The organism is Wolbachia endosymbiont of Ctenocephalides felis wCfeJ (genome assembly GCF_012277315.1).
In the GTDB taxonomy this organism is placed as follows: Bacteria; Pseudomonadota; Alphaproteobacteria; order Rickettsiales; family Anaplasmataceae; genus Wolbachia.
Genome location: NZ_CP051157.1, coordinates 127,732 through 153,759, shown reverse-complemented (window position 1 = coordinate 153,759; position 26,028 = coordinate 127,732). Strand labels below are relative to the sequence as shown.

The 26,028-nt window shown below is 35.3% G+C and carries 30 protein-coding genes and 1 tRNA gene; 16 read left to right on the top strand and 15 right to left on the bottom strand.

Annotation, left to right across the window (positions count from 1 at the left end; genetic code table 11):
• Nucleotide 1: 1 nt before the first annotated feature.
• The 5 genes from tsaB to HF196_RS00755 all read right to left on the bottom strand — a co-directional run bounded on the left by tsaB (nucleotide 2) and on the right by HF196_RS00755 (nucleotide 4,699).
• Nucleotides 2–625, bottom strand: coding sequence for a tRNA (adenosine(37)-N6)-threonylcarbamoyltransferase complex dimerization subunit type 1 TsaB (tsaB, locus tag HF196_RS00775; protein ID WP_168455397.1), 624 nt, complete (start codon nucleotides 623–625; stop codon nucleotides 2–4).
• Nucleotides 625–1,755, bottom strand: a complete 1,131-nt coding sequence (locus HF196_RS00770) for a cation:dicarboxylate symporter family transporter (protein ID WP_168455396.1) — start codon at nucleotides 1,753–1,755, stop codon at nucleotides 625–627. Before HF196_RS00770 ends, tsaB begins: the two co-directional genes overlap by 1 nt.
• Before the next feature lie 88 nt (nucleotides 1,756–1,843).
• Nucleotides 1,844–3,013 (bottom strand): porin, encoded by a 1,170-nt coding sequence (locus HF196_RS00765; RefSeq protein WP_168455395.1) that lies wholly within the window; start codon nucleotides 3,011–3,013, stop codon nucleotides 1,844–1,846.
• A gap of 81 nt (nucleotides 3,014–3,094) precedes the next feature.
• Nucleotides 3,095–3,901 (bottom strand): hypothetical protein, encoded by an 807-nt coding sequence (locus tag HF196_RS00760; protein WP_168455394.1) that lies wholly within the window; start codon nucleotides 3,899–3,901, stop codon nucleotides 3,095–3,097.
• A gap of 288 nt (nucleotides 3,902–4,189) precedes the next feature.
• Nucleotides 4,190–4,699: a hypothetical protein gene (locus tag HF196_RS00755; RefSeq protein ID WP_168456227.1), complete on the bottom strand. Its 510-nt coding sequence runs from the start codon at nucleotides 4,697–4,699 to the stop codon at nucleotides 4,190–4,192.
• A gap of 194 nt (nucleotides 4,700–4,893) precedes the next feature.
• On the opposite strand from HF196_RS00755, the gene HF196_RS00750 reads away from it, so the two are divergent.
• The 9 genes from HF196_RS00750 to HF196_RS00710 all read left to right on the top strand — a co-directional run bounded on the left by HF196_RS00750 (nucleotide 4,894) and on the right by HF196_RS00710 (nucleotide 12,754).
• On the top strand, nucleotides 4,894–5,502 hold the full coding sequence (locus tag HF196_RS00750) for a superoxide dismutase (protein WP_168455393.1): 609 nt from the start codon (nucleotides 4,894–4,896) through the stop codon (nucleotides 5,500–5,502).
• A gap of 4 nt (nucleotides 5,503–5,506) precedes the next feature.
• Nucleotides 5,507–6,778: a M16 family metallopeptidase gene (locus HF196_RS00745; RefSeq protein WP_168455392.1), complete on the top strand. Its 1,272-nt coding sequence runs from the start codon at nucleotides 5,507–5,509 to the stop codon at nucleotides 6,776–6,778.
• A gap of 180 nt (nucleotides 6,779–6,958) precedes the next feature.
• Nucleotides 6,959–7,480, top strand: coding sequence for a cytochrome b (locus HF196_RS00740; RefSeq protein WP_168455391.1), 522 nt, complete (start codon nucleotides 6,959–6,961; stop codon nucleotides 7,478–7,480).
• Nucleotides 7,481–7,484: 4 nt separating this feature from the next.
• Nucleotides 7,485–8,495 carry an NAD(P)H-dependent flavin oxidoreductase gene (locus tag HF196_RS00735; RefSeq protein ID WP_168455390.1) on the top strand — a complete coding sequence of 337 codons (1,011 nt, stop codon included), beginning with the start codon at nucleotides 7,485–7,487 and terminating at the stop codon, nucleotides 8,493–8,495.
• A 333-nt stretch (nucleotides 8,496–8,828) separates the two neighbouring features.
• Nucleotides 8,829–11,129 carry an AAA family ATPase gene (locus HF196_RS00730; RefSeq protein ID WP_168455389.1) on the top strand — a complete coding sequence of 767 codons (2,301 nt, stop codon included), beginning with the start codon at nucleotides 8,829–8,831 and terminating at the stop codon, nucleotides 11,127–11,129.
• Nucleotides 11,130–11,196: 67 nt separating this feature from the next.
• Nucleotides 11,197–12,093 (top strand): class I fructose-bisphosphate aldolase, encoded by an 897-nt coding sequence (locus HF196_RS00725; protein WP_168456226.1) that lies wholly within the window; start codon nucleotides 11,197–11,199, stop codon nucleotides 12,091–12,093.
• Between the two features lie 5 nt (nucleotides 12,094–12,098).
• Nucleotides 12,099–12,170: transfer RNA gene (locus HF196_RS00720), tRNA-Cys, on the top strand.
• Nucleotides 12,171–12,322: 152 nt separating this feature from the next.
• Nucleotides 12,323–12,505 (top strand): hypothetical protein, encoded by a 183-nt coding sequence (locus HF196_RS00715; protein ID WP_168455388.1) that lies wholly within the window; start codon nucleotides 12,323–12,325, stop codon nucleotides 12,503–12,505.
• A 96-nt stretch (nucleotides 12,506–12,601) separates the two neighbouring features.
• Complete coding sequence (locus HF196_RS00710; protein WP_168455387.1) at nucleotides 12,602–12,754, top strand: WPE palindromic element domain-containing protein; 153 nt, start codon at nucleotides 12,602–12,604, stop codon at nucleotides 12,752–12,754.
• Nucleotides 12,755–13,180: 426 nt separating this feature from the next.
• On the opposite strand, the gene HF196_RS00705 is transcribed toward HF196_RS00710, so the two are convergent.
• Entirely contained in the window at nucleotides 13,181–14,194 is a 1,014-nt protein-coding gene (locus HF196_RS00705; RefSeq protein WP_168455386.1) for a S41 family peptidase, read from the bottom strand.
• 117 nt (nucleotides 14,195–14,311) lie between these two features.
• Between HF196_RS00705 and HF196_RS00700 the strand changes: the two genes are divergently transcribed.
• Nucleotides 14,312–15,343 carry a quinone-dependent dihydroorotate dehydrogenase gene (locus HF196_RS00700; RefSeq protein WP_174855502.1) on the top strand — a complete coding sequence of 344 codons (1,032 nt, stop codon included), beginning with the start codon at nucleotides 14,312–14,314 and terminating at the stop codon, nucleotides 15,341–15,343.
• Nucleotides 15,344–15,417: 74 nt separating this feature from the next.
• Here HF196_RS00700 and HF196_RS00695 read toward each other — a convergent pair whose 3' ends face one another.
• Nucleotides 15,418–15,660 (bottom strand): hypothetical protein, encoded by a 243-nt coding sequence (locus HF196_RS00695; protein WP_168455385.1) that lies wholly within the window; start codon nucleotides 15,658–15,660, stop codon nucleotides 15,418–15,420.
• A gap of 115 nt (nucleotides 15,661–15,775) precedes the next feature.
• On the opposite strand from HF196_RS00695, the gene HF196_RS00690 reads away from it, so the two are divergent.
• The 4 genes from HF196_RS00690 to guaA all read left to right on the top strand — a co-directional run bounded on the left by HF196_RS00690 (nucleotide 15,776) and on the right by guaA (nucleotide 18,160).
• The gene (locus HF196_RS00690) at nucleotides 15,776–15,916 is read left to right on the top strand and encodes a hypothetical protein (protein WP_168455384.1); all 141 of its coding nucleotides are present in this window, start codon (nucleotides 15,776–15,778) and stop codon (nucleotides 15,914–15,916) included.
• A gap of 74 nt (nucleotides 15,917–15,990) precedes the next feature.
• Nucleotides 15,991–16,356, top strand: a complete 366-nt coding sequence (locus HF196_RS00685; RefSeq protein ID WP_168455383.1) for a DUF2924 domain-containing protein — start codon at nucleotides 15,991–15,993, stop codon at nucleotides 16,354–16,356.
• Nucleotides 16,340–16,504, top strand: a complete 165-nt coding sequence (locus tag HF196_RS00680; protein ID WP_168455382.1) for a hypothetical protein — start codon at nucleotides 16,340–16,342, stop codon at nucleotides 16,502–16,504. Before HF196_RS00685 ends, HF196_RS00680 begins: the two co-directional genes overlap by 17 nt.
• Before the next feature lie 93 nt (nucleotides 16,505–16,597).
• Nucleotides 16,598–18,160: a glutamine-hydrolyzing GMP synthase gene (gene guaA / locus HF196_RS00675; protein ID WP_168455381.1), complete on the top strand. Its 1,563-nt coding sequence runs from the start codon at nucleotides 16,598–16,600 to the stop codon at nucleotides 18,158–18,160.
• Between the two features lies 1 nt (nucleotide 18,161).
• Here the strand turns inward: guaA and HF196_RS00670 are convergent, their stop codons facing one another.
• On the bottom strand, nucleotides 18,162–18,878 hold the full coding sequence (locus HF196_RS00670) for a TerC family protein (RefSeq protein ID WP_168455380.1): 717 nt from the start codon (nucleotides 18,876–18,878) through the stop codon (nucleotides 18,162–18,164).
• Between the two features lie 186 nt (nucleotides 18,879–19,064).
• On the opposite strand from HF196_RS00670, the gene HF196_RS00665 reads away from it, so the two are divergent.
• Nucleotides 19,065–19,589: a Na+/H+ antiporter subunit E gene (locus HF196_RS00665; RefSeq protein ID WP_168455379.1), complete on the top strand. Its 525-nt coding sequence runs from the start codon at nucleotides 19,065–19,067 to the stop codon at nucleotides 19,587–19,589.
• Here HF196_RS00665 and HF196_RS00660 read toward each other — a convergent pair.
• Nucleotides 19,582–19,998: a hypothetical protein gene (locus HF196_RS00660; RefSeq protein ID WP_168455378.1), complete on the bottom strand. Its 417-nt coding sequence runs from the start codon at nucleotides 19,996–19,998 to the stop codon at nucleotides 19,582–19,584. The two genes, HF196_RS00665 and HF196_RS00660, sit on opposite strands and share 8 nt — an antisense overlap.
• A 313-nt stretch (nucleotides 19,999–20,311) precedes the next feature.
• Here HF196_RS00660 and purN point away from each other — a divergent pair, with 313 nt between their 5' ends.
• A complete protein-coding gene (gene purN, locus HF196_RS00655; protein ID WP_168455377.1) occupies nucleotides 20,312–20,878 on the top strand; it encodes a phosphoribosylglycinamide formyltransferase in 567 nt (188 codons plus the stop codon).
• On the opposite strand, the gene HF196_RS00650 is transcribed toward purN, so the two are convergent.
• From HF196_RS00650 to ribF, 6 genes are all read right to left on the bottom strand, one after another.
• Entirely contained in the window at nucleotides 20,875–21,531 is a 657-nt protein-coding gene (locus tag HF196_RS00650; RefSeq protein ID WP_246198565.1) for a hypothetical protein, read from the bottom strand. The genes purN and HF196_RS00650 overlap by 4 nt on opposite strands.
• A gap of 2 nt (nucleotides 21,532–21,533) precedes the next feature.
• Nucleotides 21,534–21,746, bottom strand: coding sequence for a hypothetical protein (locus HF196_RS05855; RefSeq protein ID WP_246198564.1), 213 nt, complete (start codon nucleotides 21,744–21,746; stop codon nucleotides 21,534–21,536).
• A gap of 72 nt (nucleotides 21,747–21,818) precedes the next feature.
• Entirely contained in the window at nucleotides 21,819–23,138 is a 1,320-nt protein-coding gene (locus HF196_RS00645) for a M16 family metallopeptidase (RefSeq protein ID WP_168455376.1), read from the bottom strand.
• Nucleotides 23,125–24,465, bottom strand: coding sequence for a M16 family metallopeptidase (locus tag HF196_RS00640; RefSeq protein ID WP_168455375.1), 1,341 nt, complete (start codon nucleotides 24,463–24,465; stop codon nucleotides 23,125–23,127). Before HF196_RS00640 ends, HF196_RS00645 begins: the two co-directional genes overlap by 14 nt.
• 37 nt (nucleotides 24,466–24,502) lie before the next feature.
• Nucleotides 24,503–24,979 (bottom strand): signal peptidase II, encoded by a 477-nt coding sequence (lspA, locus tag HF196_RS00635; RefSeq protein ID WP_168455374.1) that lies wholly within the window; start codon nucleotides 24,977–24,979, stop codon nucleotides 24,503–24,505.
• The gene (ribF, locus tag HF196_RS00630) at nucleotides 24,976–26,004 is read right to left on the bottom strand and encodes a riboflavin biosynthesis protein RibF (protein ID WP_168455373.1); all 1,029 of its coding nucleotides are present in this window, start codon (nucleotides 26,002–26,004) and stop codon (nucleotides 24,976–24,978) included. The genes lspA and ribF overlap by 4 nt, the downstream gene beginning before the upstream one ends.
• Nucleotides 26,005–26,028: the final 24 nt, after the last annotated feature.

Genomic DNA, 26,028 nt, shown 5'->3' with positions numbered 1-26,028 from the left:
CTCATAATAATTTCATATACTGAGGCTCATTTAAATACAGAGCTTCAACTTCACCGAACTTTTGTTTGTTTTCTAGCTTATACTGGGCTAATAGTCCTGCGTGGCTAGCATTTAATGCGGATAGATTGCAATCCATATATGTGATGCAGTTATTGTTTGTTGTCCCAGTATCTGGACACTGGGATCCAGAAATGTCAAGCGCTACGGTTGGGTGTGATAGCGGTAATAAACTGAAATCAAATAACTGCGTGTAAAACCCTTTAACATTTTTAATTATAGCTCTGATATTTTTTTTGCTATTTGCACAAAGCAACGATATTGCGTACGCCTGAACTTCCAGTGCACTAACTCCATATAATGGCTTATTTATAGCAAGATTTATGCCTTTTGCAGCTGATATACCAACTCTGATTCCAGTAAAACTTCCAGGTCCAACCACTACCACTAAATAGTCTATTTTATTGTAGTTATAGGTGTGCTTACTGAACAGAGTATCTAAAATTTGAAAAAAAGATTCTGCGTGGCTATTGCTGGTGGAATTGTGTTCTACTAAACACTTGCCATCATGATCAACTATTGCTATTGAACTACCAGAACCTACAGTATCAATTGCTAAAATGGACATTATTTAAGCTTATCATAGAGCTTTGTAAACATCATAGTAAAGGCGCCATTACCCATAACATTTGCTGAAGTTATTATTGGATCAAACACTACATATAATGCTGTAATTAATGAGAGCATCTCTGGAGAGAATTGAAGATATCTCTCAAGAATAGGTAGCATTACCATAATTCCTCCTGCTGGAACCGCAACGATAGCAAACTTAAACAATAAAAAATAGAGAAGGAAAGTTACGTAGTCTGTTGTGGATAATGCATAGCCGGAAGTTATTACCATCGATAATATGATAATAAAAAAGCAATCACCTACTAAATGAAAGCCGGCAGTTATTGGTACAATAGAGGATACTACTTCAGATTGCTTTACATTTTTTTTGCTTCCTTCGAGAGTAAGCGGCATAGCTGCATTACTAGACATTGTGCTCATTGCAGTAATAAATGCCGGCATCATATTACCTATACTAGTTATCCACCTTGTAATTTTGAACGAATTTGCTGCTCCATATAGGAGAAAAATGTAAAAGTAAACTGCGGATGTTATAATAACAAAGATTATTGAGCAATCTTTAAATATTATAGATAAGACCTGATCATGTTGCATCTTTAAAGCCAGCCCAAGTACAAATACTGGAATAACTGGTATCAAAAAGACTTTTAGAATAAACAGAGTTAAACCTGACATTTTGTGCGAAAGTTCTTTACTTTTCTTTGGTAGAAATACAGACGCAACTATGCCAGATAAAGCCCCATAAGCGAGAGCATGAAAGTTAGAAATCAGCGCGGGCAGTTTAAATAACCACAAAGGAGCTATTGTTTCTTCGTATGTTATATCCTGTATTGAATGAGTGCTCTGTAGAACGAAATGCCCAATCGAATAAGCGATTAAACTTGAAGTCAGATTCGATAAAAAAATCGCTATAATAAGCAGCAATATGAACTTTATAGCCGACTGCTTAAGATTATTGATACTGCTAAAGATTAATGCAAAAACAATAAGAGGCATTATGAATAGCAAAATTTCTTTGATGCTTAAGCTCAATGAGTACAAGAAGGTTTTTGCTTCTATTGGAACTAGATGACCAAAAAATACAACTGAAGTGATAATAACAAGTAAAGTTAGTAGCTGTAGCATACTCCAATACAACAATACACTAAGTACATAATGTAGTAAGCTGGCTGTTAAGTAAAGTAAAACTACCTAAGCTGTGATAGTGCATTTATTAAAAACTCAACTTCAGCCCAGCCAAAAGCACATAACCTGAGTTGTTGTTGGACTCTTCGATTGGCTCTGCAGCATTAAACTTTACAATATCTAAATAATATGAAGTGCCCATGAAAAAAGAATTTTCAAGGCTTAAAGCATACGATGTTAACTTGTTCGTGCCTTTGCTTGCAATATTTCGACCACTATTGAAATATGTTAAACTCAATTTGCAGGAATCAGAACGGTAAGCGACACCTGCATTCATGTAGTATGTATTATTTGTTTCAGGATTGCATTTCTGACCGGATTTACCACCATTGCCATATGAAGCAATGCAATCAAGATCAAACAATTTGAGTTTCAACCCGACATTCCAGTGTAGTAGTTGATTAAGGCATTTATAACCTTCACAAGTTCCGTCTGAGCAATCAGTTAAATTCTCCTTTGCAAATTCACCAGTTAAAGCAGCAGTAAGATTTATATCATCTGATAGGCTATTCTTATAGGAAAAGCCAGCAGCAACTAGATTGCTATAATGTAAGTTATTCTTCCCTGGAACATAACTGAATCCCAATTGAAAATTGTAAATTTCAGGAGAGATATAGCTTATTGCTAGTTGTTTTAACTTTAGTTCAAGTCCGTTATAATTGCTATAAATATTGGGTTTAACCCAAAAGACCCTGTCTTTGTCATACCCAGCGCCGGTACCCTTACTGCCACGCAAATTTGCATAATTTGTCCAGTGACCATTTATTCCGCCAGCAGCCACATGAATTTTTGAGGTATTGATCAACATGCTCTGGCTGACCAAACTTTTTTTGCCATATTCAATTGATCCAAGCCCCTGATTTTTAATGATAAAATACCATTCCTCCATGTCTAACTTTTCTATGTCCAATGCCCTCATGTTTGCAATACTAGAAACCCCCACTCTAGCATTCACTCCCATTTGAGTATTTGGATAAACTTGTTGTAAATAGAGGAAACGCAAGTATGAATAACTTGAAATTTTATCTCTGGGCTTAGTATTGAAAGAATCTTTGTTAAAAGCATAACCAAACCTCAAATCTACTTTTCCGTCCAGCTCTGCATAAGATATTCCCTTATCCAGAATTACCCTGGCACTAGCGTCATTTTGCGAAAGCAATAATAAAAGCAGTGTCACTAAGCAGTATCTCAATTTCACTAACAAACCCAAATCTTTACAGAAACCTGAGTTTAAACTCAATATAGGTAAAGGGCAACCCTTCAGAAAGCTTTTTTTTGGCTAGGAGCTGGACTTTGCTGCCAATTTTTGAGCCATATTTCCATAAATTATTGATATGCTGGGTAATTTTTGCTTTAGCAACTGCTTGTTGATGGCAGAATATATACGATTAATTACTTTGGGTGTACTTTTTGCATCGCAGTTAATCAAGATAAAGAGCATTTTATTTTTGTTGATGTACCCAAGAAAATCATCACTGCGGCAATTTTTATGAAAATGCTCTATAACAGTTTTCAGCGCATCATTTATCTTATCAAAGTGACTATCAAACCCAATAATTCCTACGGTGACATTAATTTGATGCTGCAGAGCGAAATTTAATACAACACGTAGCTCTAGAATAGAGGATTCATTGTCCGGAATGTTAAATAAGTCATGGTTTTTGTATTTTTTACCCATTAGATACTTATCTCTAAACATTTTTAATTTATGAAACAGGCTGATGTCACGTATTAACAGCTCATAATTAATCTTGTTATTAGTGAATTGCATGGTGCGAAAAACTTTCACTCTTGTCCTGATATCTTCTCCTTTGGCGTCAACCAAAGAAAAACCTATCACTTTAGGCAGTATGTCAAGTAAATCTTGCCCATCTTCGGTGTACTCCAAATAATCCCTTACATCGTCAGCTGCTCTTGCACTTAAAACACTGATTAGTGGCTTATTAAGTAGACTCTCATTTTCATATTTCAACAAATCTTTTGCAGCTTGATTAAGTCCTAAAATTGATAAAGTCTTTCTCCTATTATCCTGACAAACAGATATCACAGCATCATCTTTCCTTCTTGCAGTTATGAAATCTTCCATACTTTCATTCTATACGGCATATTTATAAGTATAATAAGATTGTATTAAAATTCATTTACTCATAATATGCCTGATTAGATATAACAAAAGTAGCCTAATGCCATATTTTGTCACGCAGCTAGCCTACTTTGGGTAATACTAAAGGTGGAGTGGCTTTTGCCGTTGTAGTGTCTAGCTACTTAGATGATGCTTTTCTGGTGGTTCAAACCACAATGTTTATATGGGTATGTGCATAACGCTGAAATGCCCATGGCTGAAGCTATGGGCATTTATTGTGCAGATTAGTTATTATGCAGTAACTTCTTTTTTCTCTTGTTGATCTTCAGGCGCTTTCATATCATTAAGCTTACTTGACACTTTATCAACAGTCCAAGTTATTGGTGTGACAACAAGTGCAGCAGTCCAAATGACAGCACTAACAGCATAACTCAAAACTGCTCCAACAAATTCAGCTACTTTTCCACTGTGCTCACCCGCCTTCTTTGATAGCGTGTTTGAATAGTCCACCAACGACTTCTCTTCAAAACTAAACTTATCTGTTACTTTCGCTAACCCTTTCGCTGGCCAGTATGAAAGATACGCAAATGCTAGATATAAAGGTTGTAAGACTATATTAGCTAGTGCAAAAGTAATCATTCCTATTGTTGTACAAGTAACGTCCTTCACTGGCCCCACAACACTATTGATATGGTCAACAGACTTATAGAAACAGTTTTGTGGAACTTGATTGTTATTTTCTGCAACCGGAACAGTCCCGTGCTTGGCATACTGCTTAAAATTTCCGTATGTTGTTTTAATTTTACATGGACTTGACATATTAGCCTCCTAAAAAAACTATGGATAAAATGTAATTATTATTAATATTACTGTATTATTATAACTTATTTTATAATAATTACAATAGATACATAAATATTTTAACTAAATTATATGTTGCGCGAGAGCACATATTGCTCTACCATCGCAATAAGTTAGAAGTTAAAGAGGTTGGCATGAGTTTCACTTTACCTGAATTACCATACGATAAGGCAGCTTTAGAGCCTTACATATCTGCAAAGACTTTAGATTTTCATTATGATAAACACCATAAAGGGTATTTGAACAAGCTCAACGAGCTGGTTGAAAGTACGGATTATCAACATGTGAAAATTGAGGAATTAATAACAAAAGTTCATGGCAATAGCGACAGAGTGCCTATATTTAACAACGCAGCTCAAGTTTGGAACCACACTTTTTATTGGAGCTCAATGAAAAAAAATGGCGGTGGTAAACCTAAAGATGATAGTTTTCTGGCAAAAAAAATTCAAGATGATATCGGTAGCTTCGATAAATTTTACGAGGAATTTTCGAGTTATGGAATAAGCCAATTTGGTAGTGGATGGGTGTGGTTAGTGCTTGAAAAAGGGAAGCTCAAAATTACCAAAACTCCAAATGCAGATCTGCCATTAATTTATGACCAAGTTCCACTGCTCACTATGGATGTTTGGGAGCACGCTTACTATTTAGATTGCCAAAATCGTAGAGTTGACTATATAAAAGTTTTCCTTGATCACTTGATCAATTGGGACTTTGCAGAAGAAAATTTGAAAAAGAATACATAATAAGATGAATATACCACAGGTAACAAAACTAGATAATGGTCTGCGCATAATAACTGAGCAAGTACGTGATGTTGATTCCGTAGCTTTAAATATGCGGATCGGTGTTGGCAGTAGAGCAGAAAGTGCAAACCAAAATGGTATATCCCATTTTCTAGAGCACATGGCTTTTAAAGGGACGAAGACGAGGACTGCATTTGAAATTGCAAAGGCTTTTGATGACATAGGTGGGATTTTCAACGCTAGTACTGGTAGGGAAAGCACCAGTTACTATGCGAAAGTCCTTAAAAAAGACATAAAAACTGGTATTGATATATTAATAGATATATTGATAAATTCGACGTTTCCAGAAGATGAATTGGAACGTGAAAAGGGTGTTGTAACACAAGAGATTTTTCAAACTAACGATTCGCCAAGTGACATTATTTTTGACAAATATTTTGAAGCCGCTTATAAGGATCAACCATTTGGCAGGTCAATTTTAGGCACACAAGAAACCGTAAAATCATTTACTCGAGAAGATCTAAACAACTATATAGATGAGCATTATTTTGGCGAGAATACGATATTTTCTGTTGCAGGGAACGTTGATCATGAAGAAGTTGTTCACTTAACTAAAGATTTTCTCTCAAAGATTCATTCGAAAGAGCTAAAGAGAAAACACAATGCAAATTACACAGGTGGTGAATATCTGGAGCATCGTAAATTAGATCAAGTACACTTGCTAATTGGGTTGCCTAGTGTCTCTCGCTATGACGATAAATATCACACATTTCAGGTGCTTGATTCTATACTGGGAAGTGGAATGTCATCGCGCTTATTCCAGGAAGTAAGGGAAAAGCAGGGGTTAGTTTACTCTGTTTATTCGTTTAATTCTAGCTACACCGACACAGGAATTCTCTCCATTTTTGCTGGTACAGATAGTAGCAACTTAGACAAACTCTTAAAGTCCATAACGATGGAGCTAAAGAAATTGTCTACAGATGATCTGAAGGAAGAAGAAGTCAATAGAGTAAAAGAGCGAGTAAAATCACAAATTTTGATGTCGCGCGAAAGTGTCAGCTCTCGTGCTGAAGCTTTAGGGCGCTACTATGGCAACCATAATAGGTATATCAGTAAAAATGAACTAATAGAAAAAACTAGTGCGGTTACCACTACTGACGTGAGAAAAGCAGCAGAAGAGTTATTATCTCAGCACGAGAAAACCACTTTAGCTGTGATTGGAGAAATTAAATCTTTGCCAAGCTACGATAAAGTGATTTCTATGCTTAGAGCTTAGATTTAGGGCAGGGTGATATGACTCTCTTCTGTAGAGTCGAACAACACAATGTTTATGCAGTTATGTGTCATCCATGATATTGCAAGTGTTGATCAAGGCGGCGAGCAAATAATTTTAATTGAAAAATAGTTTTTCTATTATATAAATGCTATTTTGAGATGATCAGGTCAGGTAATCAAAATGGAAAGCAATAAATACAGTTTAGGTTTAAGGATTATCCATTGGGTGATGGCTGTTTTTATTATTGGTATGCTTTGCTCTGGTTTTTATATGAAAAGCCTACCAATGAGTAGTGAAATTAAATTTAACATATACGCCATTCATAAAGCTTTCGGGGTCACTATTCTTGGACTAATCATAGTGCGCATATTTTTTCGTGTCTTTACTTATGTTCCATCACTTCCAGCAACTCTCTCCCGATTTGAAATCAATGCAAGCAAAACAGTGCACTTTGGTTTATATGCTTTAATGATATTAATGCCGTTATCTGGTTATATAATGTCTTCCGCTTCTGGTAGAGAGATCAAGTATCTTTTTCATATTCCTTTGTTAATCAGTAGAAACAAAGAGGTAGCTAATATAGCTAATGGGACACATTCAATGCTTGCATACTTTATGGTATTCTTTATAGTCTTACATATACTTGCTGCTTTAAAACACACATTTATAGATAAACAAAACATTTTTAAACGCATAATATAATTATATGTTGAGTAGCCTATGGAAAAAAGGAACGAATTTTCTTGGTAGTGAGTTTGCAATAATGGGTGGTGCTATGAGCTGGGTTTCAGAGAGAAACTTAGTTTCGGCAATCTCAAATGCTGGTGGTTTTGGTGTAATTGCATGTGGTGCAATGTTTCCAGACCTATTGAAAAAAGAAATCATAGAGACACAGAAATTAACTAGTAAGCCTTTCGGCGTAAACCTAATCACTATGCACCCAAGCTTGGGTGAGTTGATAGATGTGTGTATTGAAACGAAAGTAAGCCATATAGTACTTGCCGGTGGGCTACCAACAAAACCTAGTATAGAGAAAATCAAGAATGCTGGCGTTAAGGTAATGTGTTTTGCACCATCACTGAGTCTTGCAAAAAGACTAGTAAAAATGGGAGTGGATGCATTAATAATAGAAGGGATGGAAGCAGGTGGGCATATAGGTCCTGTTAGCACTTCTGTTCTTGCACAAGAGATATTGCCTCACCTCAAAAATGAACAAACACCGGTGTTTGTCGCAGGAGGAATAGGAAGAGGTGAAATGATGGTTAATTACCTTAAAATGGGGGCAAGTGGTTGCCAAATAGGTACATTATTCGTCTGTACAAACGAGTCTATTGCTCATAAAAATTTTAAGGAGGTGTTTATAAAATCAGCTGCACGTAATGCGGTATCTTCTGTACAGATAAGTGCTGATTTTCCTGTAATTCCAGTAAGAGCTATAGCCAACAAAGCGAGTGATGATTTTATGACGCATCAAAGAGAAGTTATTGGTAAATACCAAAAGGGGCAGATCTCAAAAGAAGATGGGCAGCTTGAAATAGAAAAGTTCTGGGCTGGAGCCTTAAGAAGAGCAGTAATTGAAGGAGATGTTGAAACTGGGTCTTTAATGGCCGGTCAGAGTGTTGGTATGGTTGATAAAGAAAAACCTGTAAAAGACGTAATAGATATGTTAATTCAACAGGCAAACAATTATATTGAAAACAAACCCACACAAACTTAAAGTACTTATTCACATATTCATTGGCTTAAGCAGGCAATAGCTGTTTGACATAAAATTCTATTCCTATGACGAATGGGTTTTTATTACCTACATGATTGGGTCAAGTTGCAAAATTACACAAATAAAAAATTTTTTAAAAAACATAGTTGATACAAGAGACGCTCCCTTTTCGTCACGGCTCTTTATTATAAGGAACTACAATTGGCCTATCCAATTCCTTTGTAACAGGCTCTTTACACGGGACTTCGCTATAAAAAACTGCAGGGTTTCAATTTTTTTAATAATTGTGTGCTATCAATGATATATAAGTTCCCATTTTAATAGAGCATAAAGATGATTTCTAAAAATTTAGAGGCAAGTTTGAATAGGGCGCTACTGATTGCCTCTAATTTTAATCTTAAATACGCAAAAGTAGAACATTTATTGCTGGCGTTAATTAAAGACGTGGATGTAAATTATGTTCTGTCAAGATGTAATATTAGAACTGATGAAATCATCAATATAGACAATATTCTATCAAGATGTAATGTTAAAATTAATGGTCATAACATCAAAGGTTTTTTACAAGATAATTCTGAATTAACCATCGATGGAATTAAGCCTGACTCGCTATTTCAATGTATAATACATAGAGCCATAATACGGGCTCATAGCTTGGGAAGAAAAGAAGTAAATGGAGCAAATGTTCTAGTTGAAATTTTGTCTGAGCAAGACTTATACATTGAAGACCTACTGCAGAAACAAAATGCAAAGGATTCTAATTTAATTTACCACATATCCAATATGAAACTCTCAAGCGATATGGATGAGTACACTACTAATCGTAGAGTAAAGCTTGATAAAAATAATGACGTCTCTACTGCAGTAAATAAAGGTGAGTTGCTAAAGGATGAGGAAATTCTACAAAGTTATTGTAAAAATTTAAATGATTATGCGAGAAGTAAAAAGATAGATTATGTTATTGGTCGCGACTATGAATTAGATCGTACTATAGAAATTTTATTAAGACGTAGAAAAAACAATCCTCTATATGTTGGAGATCCTGGTGTTGGCAAAACAACAATAGTTGAAGGTCTAGTGTTGAAAATCATTGAAGGCAGTGTTCCAAGTGCACTGAGGTCTAGCATAATTTATGCTCTGGACTTAGGATCACTCCTCGCAGGAACACGCTATAGAGGTGATTTTGAAGAGAGAATAAAATCTATAATAAAGGCAATTGAGACAAAACCTGGTGCTATCCTTTTTATCGATGAAATACATACTATCATTGGTGCAGGTTCAACGAGTGGTAGCTTCCTTGATGCTGGCAATCTACTCAAACCTGCACTTGCAAGGGGTACATTGCGTTGTATAGGTGCAACTACATACAGAGAATATAGCAATAGCTTTGAAAAGGACAAGGCATTAGCAAGAAGGTTTCAAAAAATTAATGTGAAAGAATCTTCTGTTAATGAGACAATAAAAATACTGAGCGGTATAAAGCACTACTACGAAGGGTACCATGGAGTATATTATACAAAACACGCTATTAAGTCTGCAGCCGAACTGTCACATAAATATATTACCGGGCGGATATTACCCGATAAAGCGGTTGATGTTATAGATGAAGCAGGGGCTTACTGTAAGCTACAAAAAAACAGACGAAAAGTTGTGAATAGTAGAGACATTAGGAACACTATTACTAGGATTACAAACGTACCTTGTGGATCTGAATTTGACGACATACAAAAAATCAAATCTTTAAAAGAAAATCTCGAGAAGGTAATTTTTGGTCAAGGGCAAGCGATAGAATCTCTTGTTAATTCTATTAAAATTGCTAAATCTGGTCTAAGAGATTATAATAAACCCTTAGCAAATTATCTTTTTGCAGGGCCAACTGGCGTAGGAAAAACTGAACTTGCAAAACAGCTAGCAAAAAGTATGGGTATGAATCTTGTACGCTTTGACATGTCTGAATATAAAGAATCTCATACAATATCTAGAATGATTGGTTCCCCTCCTGGATATGTAGGTTATGACCAAGGTGGATTGCTTACAGAAGTCGTATCTAATAATCAATATAGTATCGTGCTTCTTGATGAGATCGAGAAAGCCCATAGTGATATTTACAATATATTGCTACAAATCATGGATTATGGTTGTGTTACAGACACTTATGGACGTAAAGTTAATTTTTCCAATGTAATTTTAATTATGACAACCAATGCTGGAGCATTTGAACGTAGTAAAAGCTCGATTGGCTTTGGACACAAAGATTTTAACATTGGTGATAGCGAAAAAGCGATGGAGCAGGTTTTTAGTCCTGAATTTCGTAATCGTCTTGATGCAGTGATTTCTTTTGCTGACTTAAATGCAGATGTGACTCTGTACATTGTAGATAAATTCGTTCAGGAACTGAAAGAACAACTCATGCAAAAAGGCATACGTTGCTCAGTAGAAAATGAAGCAAAATCTTACCTTGCACAGACTGGTTACAATAAGGAAATGGGAGCACGCCCGATAGAGAGGCTGATTGAAAAAGAAATAAAAAGTTGCTTAGCTGAAGAAATACTGAATCGCCGATTAATTAAGGGAAAAAAATTAAGGATTTATATGAGCAAACAAGAAAATAAAATTGCTTTTGATATAACTTAAAATTCTTGTACTAAACTTCATCTTTGTTACAATTTATAACTTAAATTTAATTTGAGTTATAGTGATAATAAGTGACAAAGTAAAACAAATTCTAAGTTACTACGAAAGTGAAAACCCCGGGGTAAAAGCAAACCTCACTCGTATTCTCATGCATGGGAAACTTGGTGGAACTGGCAAACTAGTCATTCTTCCTGTAGACCAAGGATTTGAACACGGACCAATAAAAAGCTTTGAAGTTAACCCTGATGCTTATGATCCATATTATCATTTCCAGCTTGCACTTGATTCAGGAATCAGTGCATACGCTGCTCCGCTTGGTATGATCGAAGCCGGGGCTGCAACTTATGCTGGAATGCTGCCACTTATTTTGAAACTTAACAGTTCCAACTCTCTGCATTTAAAAAGTCTCACTTCTGATCAGGCAATTACTGCCTCTGTAAAAGATGCACTACGTTTGGGCTGCGTAGCTGTTGGTTTTACTATATATCCTGGTTCTGCTAAGTGCTTTGATATGATAGAAGAAGCCCGTGAAATCATAGCTGAGGCTAAGTCTTGCGGACTTGCAGTAGTGCTATGGTCTTATCCACGTGGTGAAGGAATTTCCAAAGAAGGTGAAACAGCAGTCGATGTTATCTCCTATGCTGCACATATAGCGGCTTTGCTCGGTGCTAACATAATAAAAGTAAAACTGCCAACCAACTACTTGGAAAAAGAGAAAATAGAAGTTGGAAATATTGAGTCCTTATCAAAAAGAATCAAATATGTCAAAAAGTCTTGCTTTGCAGGAAAAAGAATAGTAGTTTTTTCTGGTGGTGAGTCAAAGTCAGTGGATGATATATGCAATGAGGTAAAAGAAATTAAGCAAGGTGATGGTAATGGTTCAATTATTGGGCGTAACACTTTTCAAAGAAAAAGAGAAGAGGCTCTATCTATGCTAAAAGATATAATAGATATCTACGCATAAAAAACGGCTGGGTGGCAGAATGGTTTATGCGGAGGACTGCAAATCCTTTTATACCGGTTCAATTCCGGTCCCGGCCTCTTTAATATAGCTTGCAAAAGTTGCTTGGTTCAGCGTATCTGTTCAGCGGAGTGGCAAAATAAGGGAGACAAGGTAGTATAAAAAGATACCCATAGAGTAAAAGTAAATTTATAACAAAGAGTGTCATTCCAGCGCGTGACGCTGGAATCCAGTGAAAATAAAGTGGATCCGAGTGTTAGCTACTAAGCCTTATTTTCATTTTTACGCAAAATCGAAAATAAGAGATTTTTTATGTTCATCCACGCAAATAGATAAGCCTTATTTTCATTTTTATACAGAATCGAAAATAAGAGGTTTTTTTATTTTGATCAAAGGATGTCATTCCAGCGCGTGACGCTGGAATCCAGGAAAGTTTGCTTGCTCACAAGCAAACTGATTTGGTGAGCATAGAAAGTAGCTAATTTTAATTTAAAACACACCATTAATTATTATGGAAATCTGGATCCCAGTGTCGAGGCACTGGGATGACATCATTATGCTACTTGGATGCATCGTAGAGGTTAAATGGATGACACCCGCAAATTACCTGCTGATTGCAATGTTCGTGACCATAATGCAAGAAGTCTATCACCATTTAAGATAAGCCTTATTTTCATTTTTACGCAAAATCGAAAATAAGAGGTTTTTTATGTTCATCCATGCAAATAGATAAGCTTTATTTTCATTTTTATACAGAATCGAAAATAAGAGGTTTCTTATTTTCATCAAAGGGTGTCATTCCAGCGCGTGACGCTGAAATCCAGTAAAAAAAGAATGGATCCCAGTGCCAGCTACTCAGATGACATCATTATGCTACTTTGATGACACCACTTTTGCTTCAATATTCGCACATTAGCCACGCTCCTGAACAGACAATGGTGTCAACTTAAGAAAAAGTTTCAGTGATTGTGTTCTCTCCATAGCCGCGACAAGGTAGATAAGCTCAAACATTGTCATATCTTTTTGCTGATGGAAGCTCTTAAGTTGACGCCATTGCCTGAACAGATAAGGTTCAGCAGCAAATTTAAGCCTATTTTGATAAACCTGAGTTTGCTTGATCATGCATTGAGTTCAAAACTTCAATTCCTTTAGCAAGTTGCTGATCTTTTCCATCATTTTGGTTGATAACCACGATGTCTGGCGTCACGCCTGTTATAAGGTCACCAGATGGAAGATAATATAACTTGTTTGTTACACTGATCGCACCGCCATTTTTCAATGGAAAAATTGTTTGCCCAGAAGCCTTACCATATGATCTCACCCCAATAATTTTAGCACGTTTATTATTCTGCAAAGCAGCAGCAACAATTTCAGACGCAGACGCAGATTTTTCGTTAATCAATACTACTACAGGTAATTCAGAAAACATGTCTCCTTTGCTCGCGTTGTAATGCTTTTTCTCTCTACTCTCTACAGTAACTATTTTTCCACCATCAAGAAAACTATCACATATCAGCACTGCTTGAGAAAATAACCCACCGTGATTATTCCTCAAGTCAAGGATTACACCTTTTATGACATTGTTATTTTCTTTAACATCAAACCACTGCCTTTCGAAATGATAGCCAGTGCTTCCGCTGAATTCAGAGATTTTAATGTAAGCTATGTCTCCTATAATCTTAGTTGAAACAGCACTGGACTCAAGTGCTTGGGGTTGCATTTTTTTGAATCCTTCACTGTCGAGATAATAAGAATATGAATCTAGTTTAGAAAATATTCTTATTATTGCAGATTCAATCAAAGTTTTTTGGTCAATTAAATTTGAATACTCTCTTTCCATTTGCGTCAACAACTCTTCAAAATACTCAATTCCATCAGAATCAGAGGTAAAGTCAATTGCAAGTTCTTTATTGCTAAGCTCAGAGCTCAACTTGTCTAGCACACTTTCTATTGCATACTTGATAAGAGTTTTTTGATCAACAGACCAAACATATTCCTTTTCTATTTTCTTGATTATATACTCAAGCAATTCAATATGATCTGTTTGCTTAGCAGACGAACCATAAGCAAATAAGAATAAGATAGTAGCAATGATGATTTTCATAAAGAGAGTTTATCCGTGATTAATAAGTAGAATCAATAAAAACGTCTTCCTTTAAAGTTATGGTTATGTTCTTGTAGTATTTCATGGTAGAAAGTAAGCTGAAGAGTGTTTTACAAAATGATATTACGTAATTTACTATTTTTGCTGCCACCTGAAATTGCCCATTCCTTAGCGATCATGATGTTGAAAAGGATGCCTTGTAGAGAACCTATGGAGCTACCGGAATCCTTAAGTGTGAACTTCTTTGGTAATAAACTTAGGAGTCCTGTAGGTCTTGCTGCAGGTTTTGATAAGAATGCAGAAGTAATAAGACCCATGCTCTCATTTGGTTTTGGGTTTATTGAAGCCGGCACCGTAACTAAATATCCTCAATATGGAAACAAAAAACCGAGAATCTTCCGGTTAGTTGAAGATGAAGGAATAATTAATAAGTTGGGATTCAACAATCAGGGAATAGATTACTTTCTAAAGCAAATAAGTAGAGCCAAGCTTGATAATTACATTTTTGGTATCAACATAGGAAAAAATAGCACATCGCAGGATCAAATCAGTGATTATGTTGACTTGATAAGAGCGGTATACGGCAAAAGCAGCTATATAGTGCTGAACATCTCGTCTCCAAACACACCTAATTTACGCAATTTGCACAATAAACAAGAATTATTGGAATTGCTAAAATCTATCACTATAACCAGGAAATCGATTGATAGTTCTGAATCCACACCAATAATACTGAAAATCTCACCAGATATAGATCAACAAACAAAAGAAAACATTGCTGAGCTTGCATTGGAATATAGGATTGATGGCTTGATAGTGAGCAACACTACGGTCAGTCGAGATAATCTTCGCTCTCATTATAATGAGAGTGGTGGGCTGAGCGGCAGGCCATTGTTTAAACTTTCAACTAAATTATTGAGTGACATGTATAAACTTACTAAAGGTAAAATACTATTGGTAGGATGTGGCGGAATCTCAAGCGGTATTGATGCATATAAGAAAATAAAGGCAGGAGCATCTTTAGTACAATTATACACTGCTCTCATATACCATGGACCTCAAGTTGTAAATAAAATCAATCTAGAGCTTGCAGAGCTAATAAGAAAGGATGGACTAAATAGCATCAGTGAAGCAGTGGGTTGTGACTAGACCTCATCTATAAGTATCTATTCGGGGGCATATTGAAGCAAAAGTAGTGTCATTCCAGCGCTTGACGCTGGAACTCAGTGAAAAAAGAGAATGGATCCCAATTTCCATTTTTGTACAGAATCGAAAACAAGAGGTTTCTTATTTTCATCCATGCAAATAGACAAAGTCTTATTTTCATTTTTACACAAAATCGAAAATAAGAGGTTTCTTATGTTTATCCACGCAAATAGATAAGCCTTATTTTCATTTTTATACAGAATCGAAAATAAGAGGTTTCTTATGTTCATCCATGCAAATAGATAAAGCCTTATTTTCACTTTTACGCAAAATCGAAAATAAGAGGTCTCTTGTGTTTATCCACGCAAATAGATAAGCCTTATTTTCATTTTTACGCAAAATCGAAAATAAGAGGTTTCTTATTTTCATCGAAGGGTGTCATTCCAGCGCGTGACGCTGGAATCCAGTGAAAAAAAAGAATGGATCCCAGTGCCAGCTACTCGGATGACAGGGTTCTGGGATGACACCCTTAGGCTACTTGCTCCTGATAGGCAATGTCCGTATAGTTGCGCCTAAGGCACACCCTTCTTAAAGATATTTTAGTATACTAGCTGCATTATTGATATGTGATAATAAAACTGGAGGGTTCTATGGAAACACCTGAATTAACTTTACTCGACTTGCAGAATTTTCTTGATAGTTTGAAAAAGCATGTGCGCAGTGAAGTAGAAAAATATGTAGATAAAAGGGCAGAGGAAGTTAAAAACGAGGTTGTAACGTATATAATGTACAAGGTATTAAATAATATGGTGAATAATAAACCAATGGGTGAATTTCAAACAGATCAGCCTAAAAAAGTTAAAATAATTAAGAATAAATATAGCACAATACAAAATAGGGAAGTCGTAAAAGCTCTTTTTATAGGTAGAACACTTATTGGAAAATATAAAGGTAAAACGTATGAAGTTATAGTCAGCAACGAAGGCAAGTTTATCTATAATGGAAAAAAAGTGTAATGCCCCTTCTACGGTTGGCGAAGAAATTACTGGTAAGAACTGCGATGGTTGGGAATTTTTCAAAGTATGCCTTAACCCTGAGGAAGGACCGAGAAAGTTGAGCTACCACCGTGCAAAATTCTTGTCAGCTCAAAATAGTAACGTTTAAGCTACATATTAAAGCGTTTAAAGAGGTCTTGGTTTACTTGCCCCACTATTTTCTTTATTATCAAACATTGCTTTAAACAAATGGAGGAGTAGGTTGTCAGCAATTGCTATTATTGATTTTGGTTCACAGTTTACACAGCTTATCGCAAGACAGATCAGGGAAATGGGTGTTTATTGTGAGATATTTCCAAGCAACATCAGTTTTGAAACAATATCGAAGTTCAATGGGTTTATTTTCTCTGGAGGACCACAATCTGTAAATGACAGTTGTACTGAGGCAAGTGAAGTAGTGCATGAAATTATCAAACTTAATGAGGCAACAAACGTTCCTATACTTGGGATATGCTATGGACAGCAACTTATTTGTCATTATTTTGGGGCAAAGGTAAGAAAAGAATTTAAACAGGAATTTGGCAAAATTAAGATCAAGATACTAAAAAAATCCCCTATTATAAAGGATACTTGGGAAGTCAATTCCGAAGTGGATGTGCTGATGAATCATGCAGACAGTGTTGAAAGTATACCGCAGGGATTTACTGTTATCGCATCAGGTGTGATAAATCAAACAATTGCAATAATCGTCAACGAACAACGGAAGATTTTTTGCACTCAATTCCATCCTGAAGTTAAACCTACAACAAATGGTAGTAAGCTGCTCTCTAACTTCTTAGATATTGCCTGTTGTGAGAGAGACTGGACGATGAAATCACTTATTGAAAAACAGCAGGAAAAAATCAAGAATCTAGTAGGAGAGAAAAAAGTAATCGCTGCAGTAAGTGGTGGGGTTGACTCAAGCGTTGCAGCAGCTCTTACATATAAAGCTATAGGAAAACAACTAAACTGTATTTTTATTGATACTGGATTGTTACGCAAAAACCAGACCATTGCCATGCTAAAAGAAATTCCAATAAACTACGTTGATAAATCAAACTTATTTTTAAGCAGGCTAAAAGGCATAACTGATCCAGAAAAAAAGCGAAAAATTATCGGTAACACTTTCATTGAAGTGTTTGAAGAAGAAGCAGAAAAGATAGGTGATGTAGACTTTTTAATGCAAGGTACCATCTATTCCGACGTAGTTGAGTCAGGACATGCTTCAGGAAATACCAGTACAATTAAATCTCATCATAACGTTGGTGGATTGCCAGAAAAAATGAATCTAAAGCTGATAGAACCTTTGCGCTACCTCTTTAAAGATGAAGTGAGAGTACTTGGAAAAGAAATTGGTCTTTCAGACGAAATAATATTTCAGCATCCATTTCCTGGACCTGGACTTGCAGTGAGGATCATAGGTGAAGTAGATGGAGAAAAGGTGCGAATATTGCAAGAGGTAGATGAAATATATATCAATACAATGAAAAATTACGATTTGTATGGTAAGATATGGCAGGCTTTTGCTGTACTGTTGCCAATAAAAACTGTAGGGGTTATGGGGGATAATCGTACATATGGATATGTTTGCGCTTTGAGAGCTGTAACATCTTCTGATGGTATGACAGCCGATGCATTTCCATTTGAAGATAAAAATCAACATGCGTTAGTATTTTGGAGTTTCTTACAGGACGTCAGCAGCATAATCGTTAATAACGTTTCCGGAGTAAATAGAGTTGTCTACGACTTAACTTCCAAACCACCGGCAACTATTGAGTGGGAATAATCTAGGGCTGTTCTTTCTTCTTCCTACACCGCACTTTTTTCTTTATACTATTTATAGCTTCTACAAGTAATGCAAATATAAATGAAGAATACAAATATTCTTTTGGCAATTCTATGTGAAGTCCTTCAAACATCAGGTACACACCAACGAGTAAAATAAATAAAATGGCAATTGTTTTTAAACCTGGACTAGATCTAATTAACTGAGCAGTATAGCTCGATAAAAATACCATAGCTAGTATGGAGAACGTATACGCTATAGCAATTATTACCATGTTATGAGTTAATGCTATAGCAGTTAATAAAGAATCAACCGAAAAAACTAAATCTATTAATATAATTTGCAATACAACTGAAACCAGTTGTGACTTGACACCTATTCTTTTTTTGATTTCCTTGCGTAAAAAAATGTTATCCCATAACTCTGTAGCACCTTTAATAATGAGAAACAATCCTCCTGCTATCATAAGTAAATCTTTTATCGAAATGTTGAGCGATACAGCGTGAAATATAGGTTTTTGCATTGACAATATGTGTGATGTGAAAAATAGCGTTACAAAACGCATCAACAGCGCTAGTCCAAGGCCCATAAGACGTACCCTTTCTTTTAGCGCATTTGGTACTTTATCTATCGCCAGAGAAATGAAGATTAAATTATCTACGTTGAGTATAGTTTCAAGTAGTGTAAGTATCAGTAAAGTCCAAGCCTCAGCTAACATTCTCGTTCCGGGTTCAGCTATTTTACTATACAATATATATGTAAAAATTAAGTGACTTCGCCTAGACGAAGTAAACTACATCATAACATTTCAGCATGCAGCGTAATGTCACAAGTTGAGGGCACTATAAACTTATAAGCGATTATTATCTTCCCTTAAGAAATCATTCGAGCTATACTGCAAGCTATGAATCTTAGGCAAAAAATTAAATTTTTTTTTCTGTCTTTTATAATCCTGTTTTTCCTTTGGACTGTCTTGTCTGGTTACTTTGAGCCGTTTTTTGTTCTTTGTGGGATATTCTCCTCTATATTCACATTGTTTATTTTTAAACGGTTGATAGATGCTGAAAGCGCTCTCAGCCAGATCTTAAATGGTGCAGGCAAGCTGTCGTTTTGTAAGTTACTGGCAAAGTATATACCATGGTTAGTATGTCAAGTAATTTTATCAAGCATTTATGTAACAAAAAAGGTGTTACAAGCTAAACTTAAGCTTGAGCCAATCATCATCTTAAAGAAATGCAAAGGACATAACGATAAGAGCATTACATTGTTTGCAAATTCAGTCACAATCACTCCTGGTACTTTAACTATCGATGTTGTAAGAAAACAACAAACATACCTATCCACCATGTGCTTGATGGATAAAAGCCTTGAGAGCGGCGTTTCTGAAATAGAGAATAAAGTCTTAAAAATACTGAGATCAATTAAGTAATTGCTTTAAATAGATTAACAGCATCTTTGTATTCTCTCACTAGGCTTTCAAGCATTTCCCTCGGAAGACTATTGCCAACAACAGAACATAGATAATTGTACAAGTCTTCTAGTCTTGATATGTTATTTTTCTTCTTACTGTTGAATTTACGTGGAAAAATATCTTCCATAATTTCAATAGTAGTAGCCTTATTTAAAAATACGTTTTCGCTTGTTACGCTTATTCTTGCCAGAATAGTGTTAATTTCAGGTTCACTGCTCGCGTAAAGATCTGACAGATGAGCCATTTTAATGACGTATAAGGTTACTATCTTTGACAAGCAATTATCAGCATATTCACAATTTTTTATTACTTCCCACTGAGTAACTTGAGATTTACTTATTTTTGCATTGTGTGGTAACTTGCTCATTCAATTTTCTCCGTTTAATCTAGTGAATAGATTATACTAACACTTTGTTAAATAAATAATAACGCGATTATAAAAATATATACTTATATTAGTATATTTTGCATAAACAACATGATGGTAAGCATTAAAGCCAATTCTAGCTGTGTAAATGATGCTTTATGTTGCCTAGCAAGGAACAAAAAACATGAAGCGGGAGGCTCCATTTGATAAATATAAAAGGTTTGTTAATATGACGTGCACTATATCTATGTGAAATCAGTTTTCCTTTTGAGCTGTTTTGTTAATATTAAAAATTCTCACACTAAATTTTACAATGAAAAAAATAAAGCTCGGAATACTAATTTCAGGCAGGGGATCAAATATGCAAGCCTTGATAAAAGCATGTCAAGATCAAAGTTTTCCTGCAGAAATTGCATGCGTTATCACAAATAATGGTGAGGCTGCTGGCCTGAAAATAGCAAAGCAAGCAGGAATCTCAGCATTTGTTGTTGAAGGTAGACCACTTGGTACTGATAAAATTCACGAAATACTCGTTCAACATAAGGTTGATTTGGTTTGCCTTGCAGGGTTTATGAGAATTCTCAAAGCTGACTTTCTGAGTAAATGGCACGACAAGGTTATAAATATTCATCCCTCTTTACTTCCATCTTTTAAGGGTCTCAATGCTCAAGAGCAAGCTCTAAAAGCAGGTGTAAAAATTACAGGTTGTACCGTACATTACGTCACTCCTGAGGTTGATGCCGGAACCATAATCGTTCAAGCTGCTGTACCAGTTTTACCAAACGATAACATTCAAAGCCTCTCAGAACGCATTTTAGTTGAGGAGCATAAGTGTTACGTGGAAGCAGTGAGGTTAATAGCAGCTAAGATAGCAAACTAGAGAGACCGTGGAGTATTGCTTCCTTTTTCTCTTTCTTCAACCACATTTTTACCTAAAGAAAGGTCTGTTGGGACTTTAGAATTGGGACTTTTTTGTTTTGTGTGTTTTTCTTCTTTCGTTTTAATAGTTCTGTCATCTTTATTAGCTATATTATCGTCGATTGGTTTTCGGCTTCCTACTTTCAGCATTTCTTTTAGTTGTTTAATCTTCTTTCGTTCTTTTACGTCCTCCTTATTAGCATGCAGTTTTGCTAATACTACCACATCAGGTAGAACTTTTGCCTCAATTCTATAAAGAAGTGACGAGTTTATTTCTTTTGTCATCTCCGTGTATAGCGCTTTTTGCTCCTTTTTAGAAAGTTGTGAAAGATGATTTTTAAAGTTTTTAACTTGATGGCAAATGGAATTAGCTGTGTTACCGACCATCACTACACAACCCAGTGTGATGAGAGGTGCAGTAGCAAAAAAAGCGACAGGATTACTAAATAACGCAATAGAAACTATAGCACCAGTTAAAAATAACACATCGCACAGAATACCTAGACAGATGCCTTGAATTCTATGCTTATCCTCTCTTACCGCATCCAACGTTTTCTTGTGGTGACATCTTTTGTATAGGCTTTTTTCTCTAAAATAATTAACAAAAGAGTACATATCTAAAACCAGGGATACTGAACTAAAAAAATACCCGTACCAATATTCCCAAGCACTATACTTGCCGCACCTATCTGTTGACTTGTAATATATATCAACCTAACAGTAACTAGCATACCCGTGTTGATAGCAGAAAATATCACCATCAAAGGATTTAACAAAGCAATTGGAGATTTTTTGCTTCCTTGTGTAGTATCTTGCGTATCGTTCTTCACCTGAACGTTAAAATTAACCCTATATTTAAATTGTAAAGAAATATAGTTAAAAATTCGTTCATATTGCAGTGATTATTTGCTTTGAGCATTCCTACCAACCTCAACAAAAAACAAATTTTCAGGATCTAGCAAAAAACTTGCTAATGCGTTTACTTCTTCTAATTTAACGTTATTAATAATATTCGCATAATTATTTATACGATTAACATCACGATCATTTATCTGCATATCATCTAATCTTGCAGCTATATTATTATTGTTGAACATGGAGAAAACATGAGAATTTATCATACTAACTTTTGTATCCTTGAACAATTGTTCGTCAATTCCTTCCTTCTTTATCCTGCTAAATGTATCTTTCACTGCCGATATAGCTTTGCTAGCAGTAGAGCTATCAGTGCTCATAAATCCAGCAATAGCATTTCCATGTTTATTGGAAATAATACTCGCACTAACACCGTAAGTAATACCCAAGTTTTGCCTTAGCTCTTTCATCATTATTGAATTCAGCCCCATGCCACCAAGCGCGTTAATTAAGACACTAGCGTTATAATAATTACGGTCATCATAAGCTATACCTTTTTGAGCAAAAAGTATTACACTCTGCGGTATATCCATAAAAATGCTCTTACTTTCTGCAGGACCAAAATCATTTTTTACAGATATTTTTCCAACTCTCGACCTTTTTGGTGGTAATTTAGACAAGTATTTATCTAGCAGCGTACTGACTTCTTCTTTTGTTGTACAACCAACAACACTTATAACTATACTATCTTTGGTGAAATTATGTTTTATGTACGTTGAAACATCATCTCTAGTAATATTCATTATAGTGTCAAAAGTTCCATATTCACTTTTTGAGTAAGGGTGCTTTTTAAACAACAACCTGTCCAATTCTTTGATCGCAACAAAATAAGGATTTTTTTCAAGATTATTAAAATTAACTTTGGCTTTTTCGAAAACTCTATTCAACCCTTCAGAGTCAACTTTAGGACGCATTATAGCATCGCTTAGTAACGAAATTGCATCTTCTAGATTCTCAGACAAAGTGTTTAATGAAACCCTAAACGCTTCTAAGCCAGCGTTAAAGCTTAGGCTGATTCCTTTATCTTCAAGCTTTTTTGCGAAGTCTTTGGAATTATTTTTTCCTGCTCCTTCTTGAATCACAAGAGAGGTGAACCAAGTAAGCCCTTGTTTTTCTGCACTCTCATATACATAACCTGCATCTCTGAACGATATATTCAATGAAACTTTTGGTAGATCGCAGTTTTTAACAAATAGAAACTTAAATCCTTTACGAGTTGTGACCTCCTCTATATTTATGTTACCACTTGCTTGTGAGTTAAAGCCTAGACAGAAAAGAAGTAGAAATACAAGTTTACCTATCTTCATTATTACCTCCTTTTGGCAACAAACGACCAATTAGTTTGTTAGTAGAAAAGATAGTGCGAATTTTGTTATTTACATTCTCTAAACTAACATCATTAATTTTACTATATGAAATATCTATCTCATTAAGTGGCATACCAAGCGCTAGACGCGGTATATAAAACATTGCTATATTAGTTAAGTCAGATAGATTATTAAACTGTGCTGCTTTGTACTTAGACTTTGTACTTTGCAACTCCTCATTCGTTATTCCTTCAGAGATAAAATTATTAATAGCATTATCTAGCTCTCTTTCAATAACGTCCAATTTCATTCCGCTTTTTGGGGTTATCTCAATATCAATGTAGCCATCACTAAAAGCTAAATCATTATAGTACGCATTTACCGAAACTGCGATGCCCTTATCCAAAACTAGATCTTCATACAGCTTACTAGACTTACCCTTTCCTAAAATGTTAACTGCCAAATTAACAGCAGAGGCCTCACTTACATGCTTAAATAAAGGAACACGATAACGAAAATATAAAACTGGTTCTTTTACTTCAGTGCTTTCTAAAGTTACTGATAAATTTGCGTTATGTGCTGGATCTTGATTTGGGTAGTGCCTGATTGTAGGTTTAGTTTTAATTTCTCCATATTTTTCTTCTGCTAATTTCACTACTTCATCAAATTCCACATCACCAACAACTAGCAATATTGCATTGTTTGGGTGATAATAGTTATCATGAAATCTCGTTATATCATCTTGGTTGTAAGTTTTAATATCGCTTTCCCAGCCAGCAACAGATCTACCGTAACCAGTACGGTAAAATGCGTTATCCATTTCTTCCCATAATAAAACTTCAGGATGATTATCAAATCTCATCTTCCTTTCTTCTAATACAATGTTTTTTTCTCTATCTATTTTGTCTTGGGTCACATTAAAATTGCCCATCCTATCTGCCTCAATTTCCATTGCTAGTGGTAAGTCTTTTTTGAGAACTAATTCGTAGTAACAGGTATATTCTTTAGTGGTAAACGCATTAAATTGGGCTCCAATGCTACCCAGAGTAGATTCTATGTCTTTGAACTTTCCTGTAGTTTCAAACATTAAATGTTCAAAGTAGTGAGCCAATCCTGCTTTACCGATGGGGTCATCCATTCCTCCAACTTTATATATTACTGCATGAAAAACAGCCGAAATTCTATGATTAGGAACAACATAGATATCCAGTCCATTACTAAGTTTAGCATGATTTATATTGTGTTCTGTACTTGCAGCCTTAGAGGAAATCGAATAAGCGAAAAAAAACACGAATAATATAAAGAAACTAAAGAATTTGTGAAACATTACTCTAACCTAATACAATTGAGCCAAAACGATGATCTTATTCATCATTCTGTTTAGAAATAAACCTATCATATATGTACCATTTGTACAACAATATGAACATTCCACAAGCTATATACGTATCTGCTAAGTTAAAAGCTGGCCAGTACCAGTCACCAATATGAAAACGTATAAAATCATATACAGCTCCCCAGTAGACCCTATCAACTACATTTCCAATCGCTCCACCAATCATCAAAGAAAACCCAAGACAAGTTAATTTATCATTAGACTTATATACTAAATATGCGAGTACACCTATTATCAATGTTGAAAATGTTGAAAAAAAGAGGTCGCTATATGGTAAAGCGCTGAACATTCCAAAGCTAATACCTGAGTTCCATACTTCAACCAGTTTAATAAAACTAGAAATTTTGATTGGCTCTCCTTCATCTATCAATGAATTTATGTACAATTTGCTCATTTGGTCAGTCAATACTATAGCTAGTATAATAATTAAACATAGTTTTTTCATAGATCTATCCTCAACTGGTAAGCTTTAAATATATCATAATTTATCTGTTTTGTTAGTTCGTCAACGTTATGGAATCTTTTTTCTGGCCTGATAAATTTTGAAAGTTGTATATTAACCTTACGGTTGTATACATCTGCATTAAAATCGAATATGTACATTTCTACTATGGGCTTTTTTAAATCCTTAAATGTAGGTCTCATACCAATGTTAACCACTCCATATAGCCAATTTACATTGGCATCAGAAAACGAGCCTTTTGCAAAACTTTCTGTCGCTTCGATGCCTTGATACTGTGATCCATGGCTTCTAGCACCGCATACTGAGGCAACATCCAGAGAAGGAAATGATACCTTAGCATAGTATGTTCCAAACTTAGGTTTTATCATGCAATCTTCTATTGTAATATTTATAGTTGGAAATCCTATCTTCCTACCTCTACATACACCTTTTGTTACAATACCAGAAATTTGATAAGGCCTACCAAGCAACTTATTGGCAGTTTCTATTTCACCTTTCTGTATGCATTCTCTGATTGAAGAAGAGGAACAGATTTCTCCATCGATCATTAATGGTTCCAGCTCAACCAAAGAATATCCATACGTTTCAGAATATTTCTTTAAGGTTAATGTGTTACCCAATCGTTTATAACCAAAAGTACAACTTTCTCCAACAACTATGTGTTTTGCCCCATACATATTTATCAAAATCTTACTGATGAAGTCATCGCAGCTTACCTGAGCAAAACCTTCATTAAAATCAATAATATATAAGTAATCGACACCATAGCTGCTGATCAGTTCCTTTTTGTATTCTTGGCTTATCAATCTAAAATTTTTTCTGTTAAATAGGACAGTTGACGGGTGAGGCTCAAAAGTTAAAATTGCAGAAGATAATTTTCTTTCCTGAGCTATCTTCTTCAGAGTAAAGATTGCAAACTCATGTCCCAAATGAACGCCGTCAAAATTTCCGAAAGTTAATGCTACATTACTTTTTATTCCTTGGTCAAAATTATAAATAACTTTCATACAAGTTGGTGTTTTATAAATTTT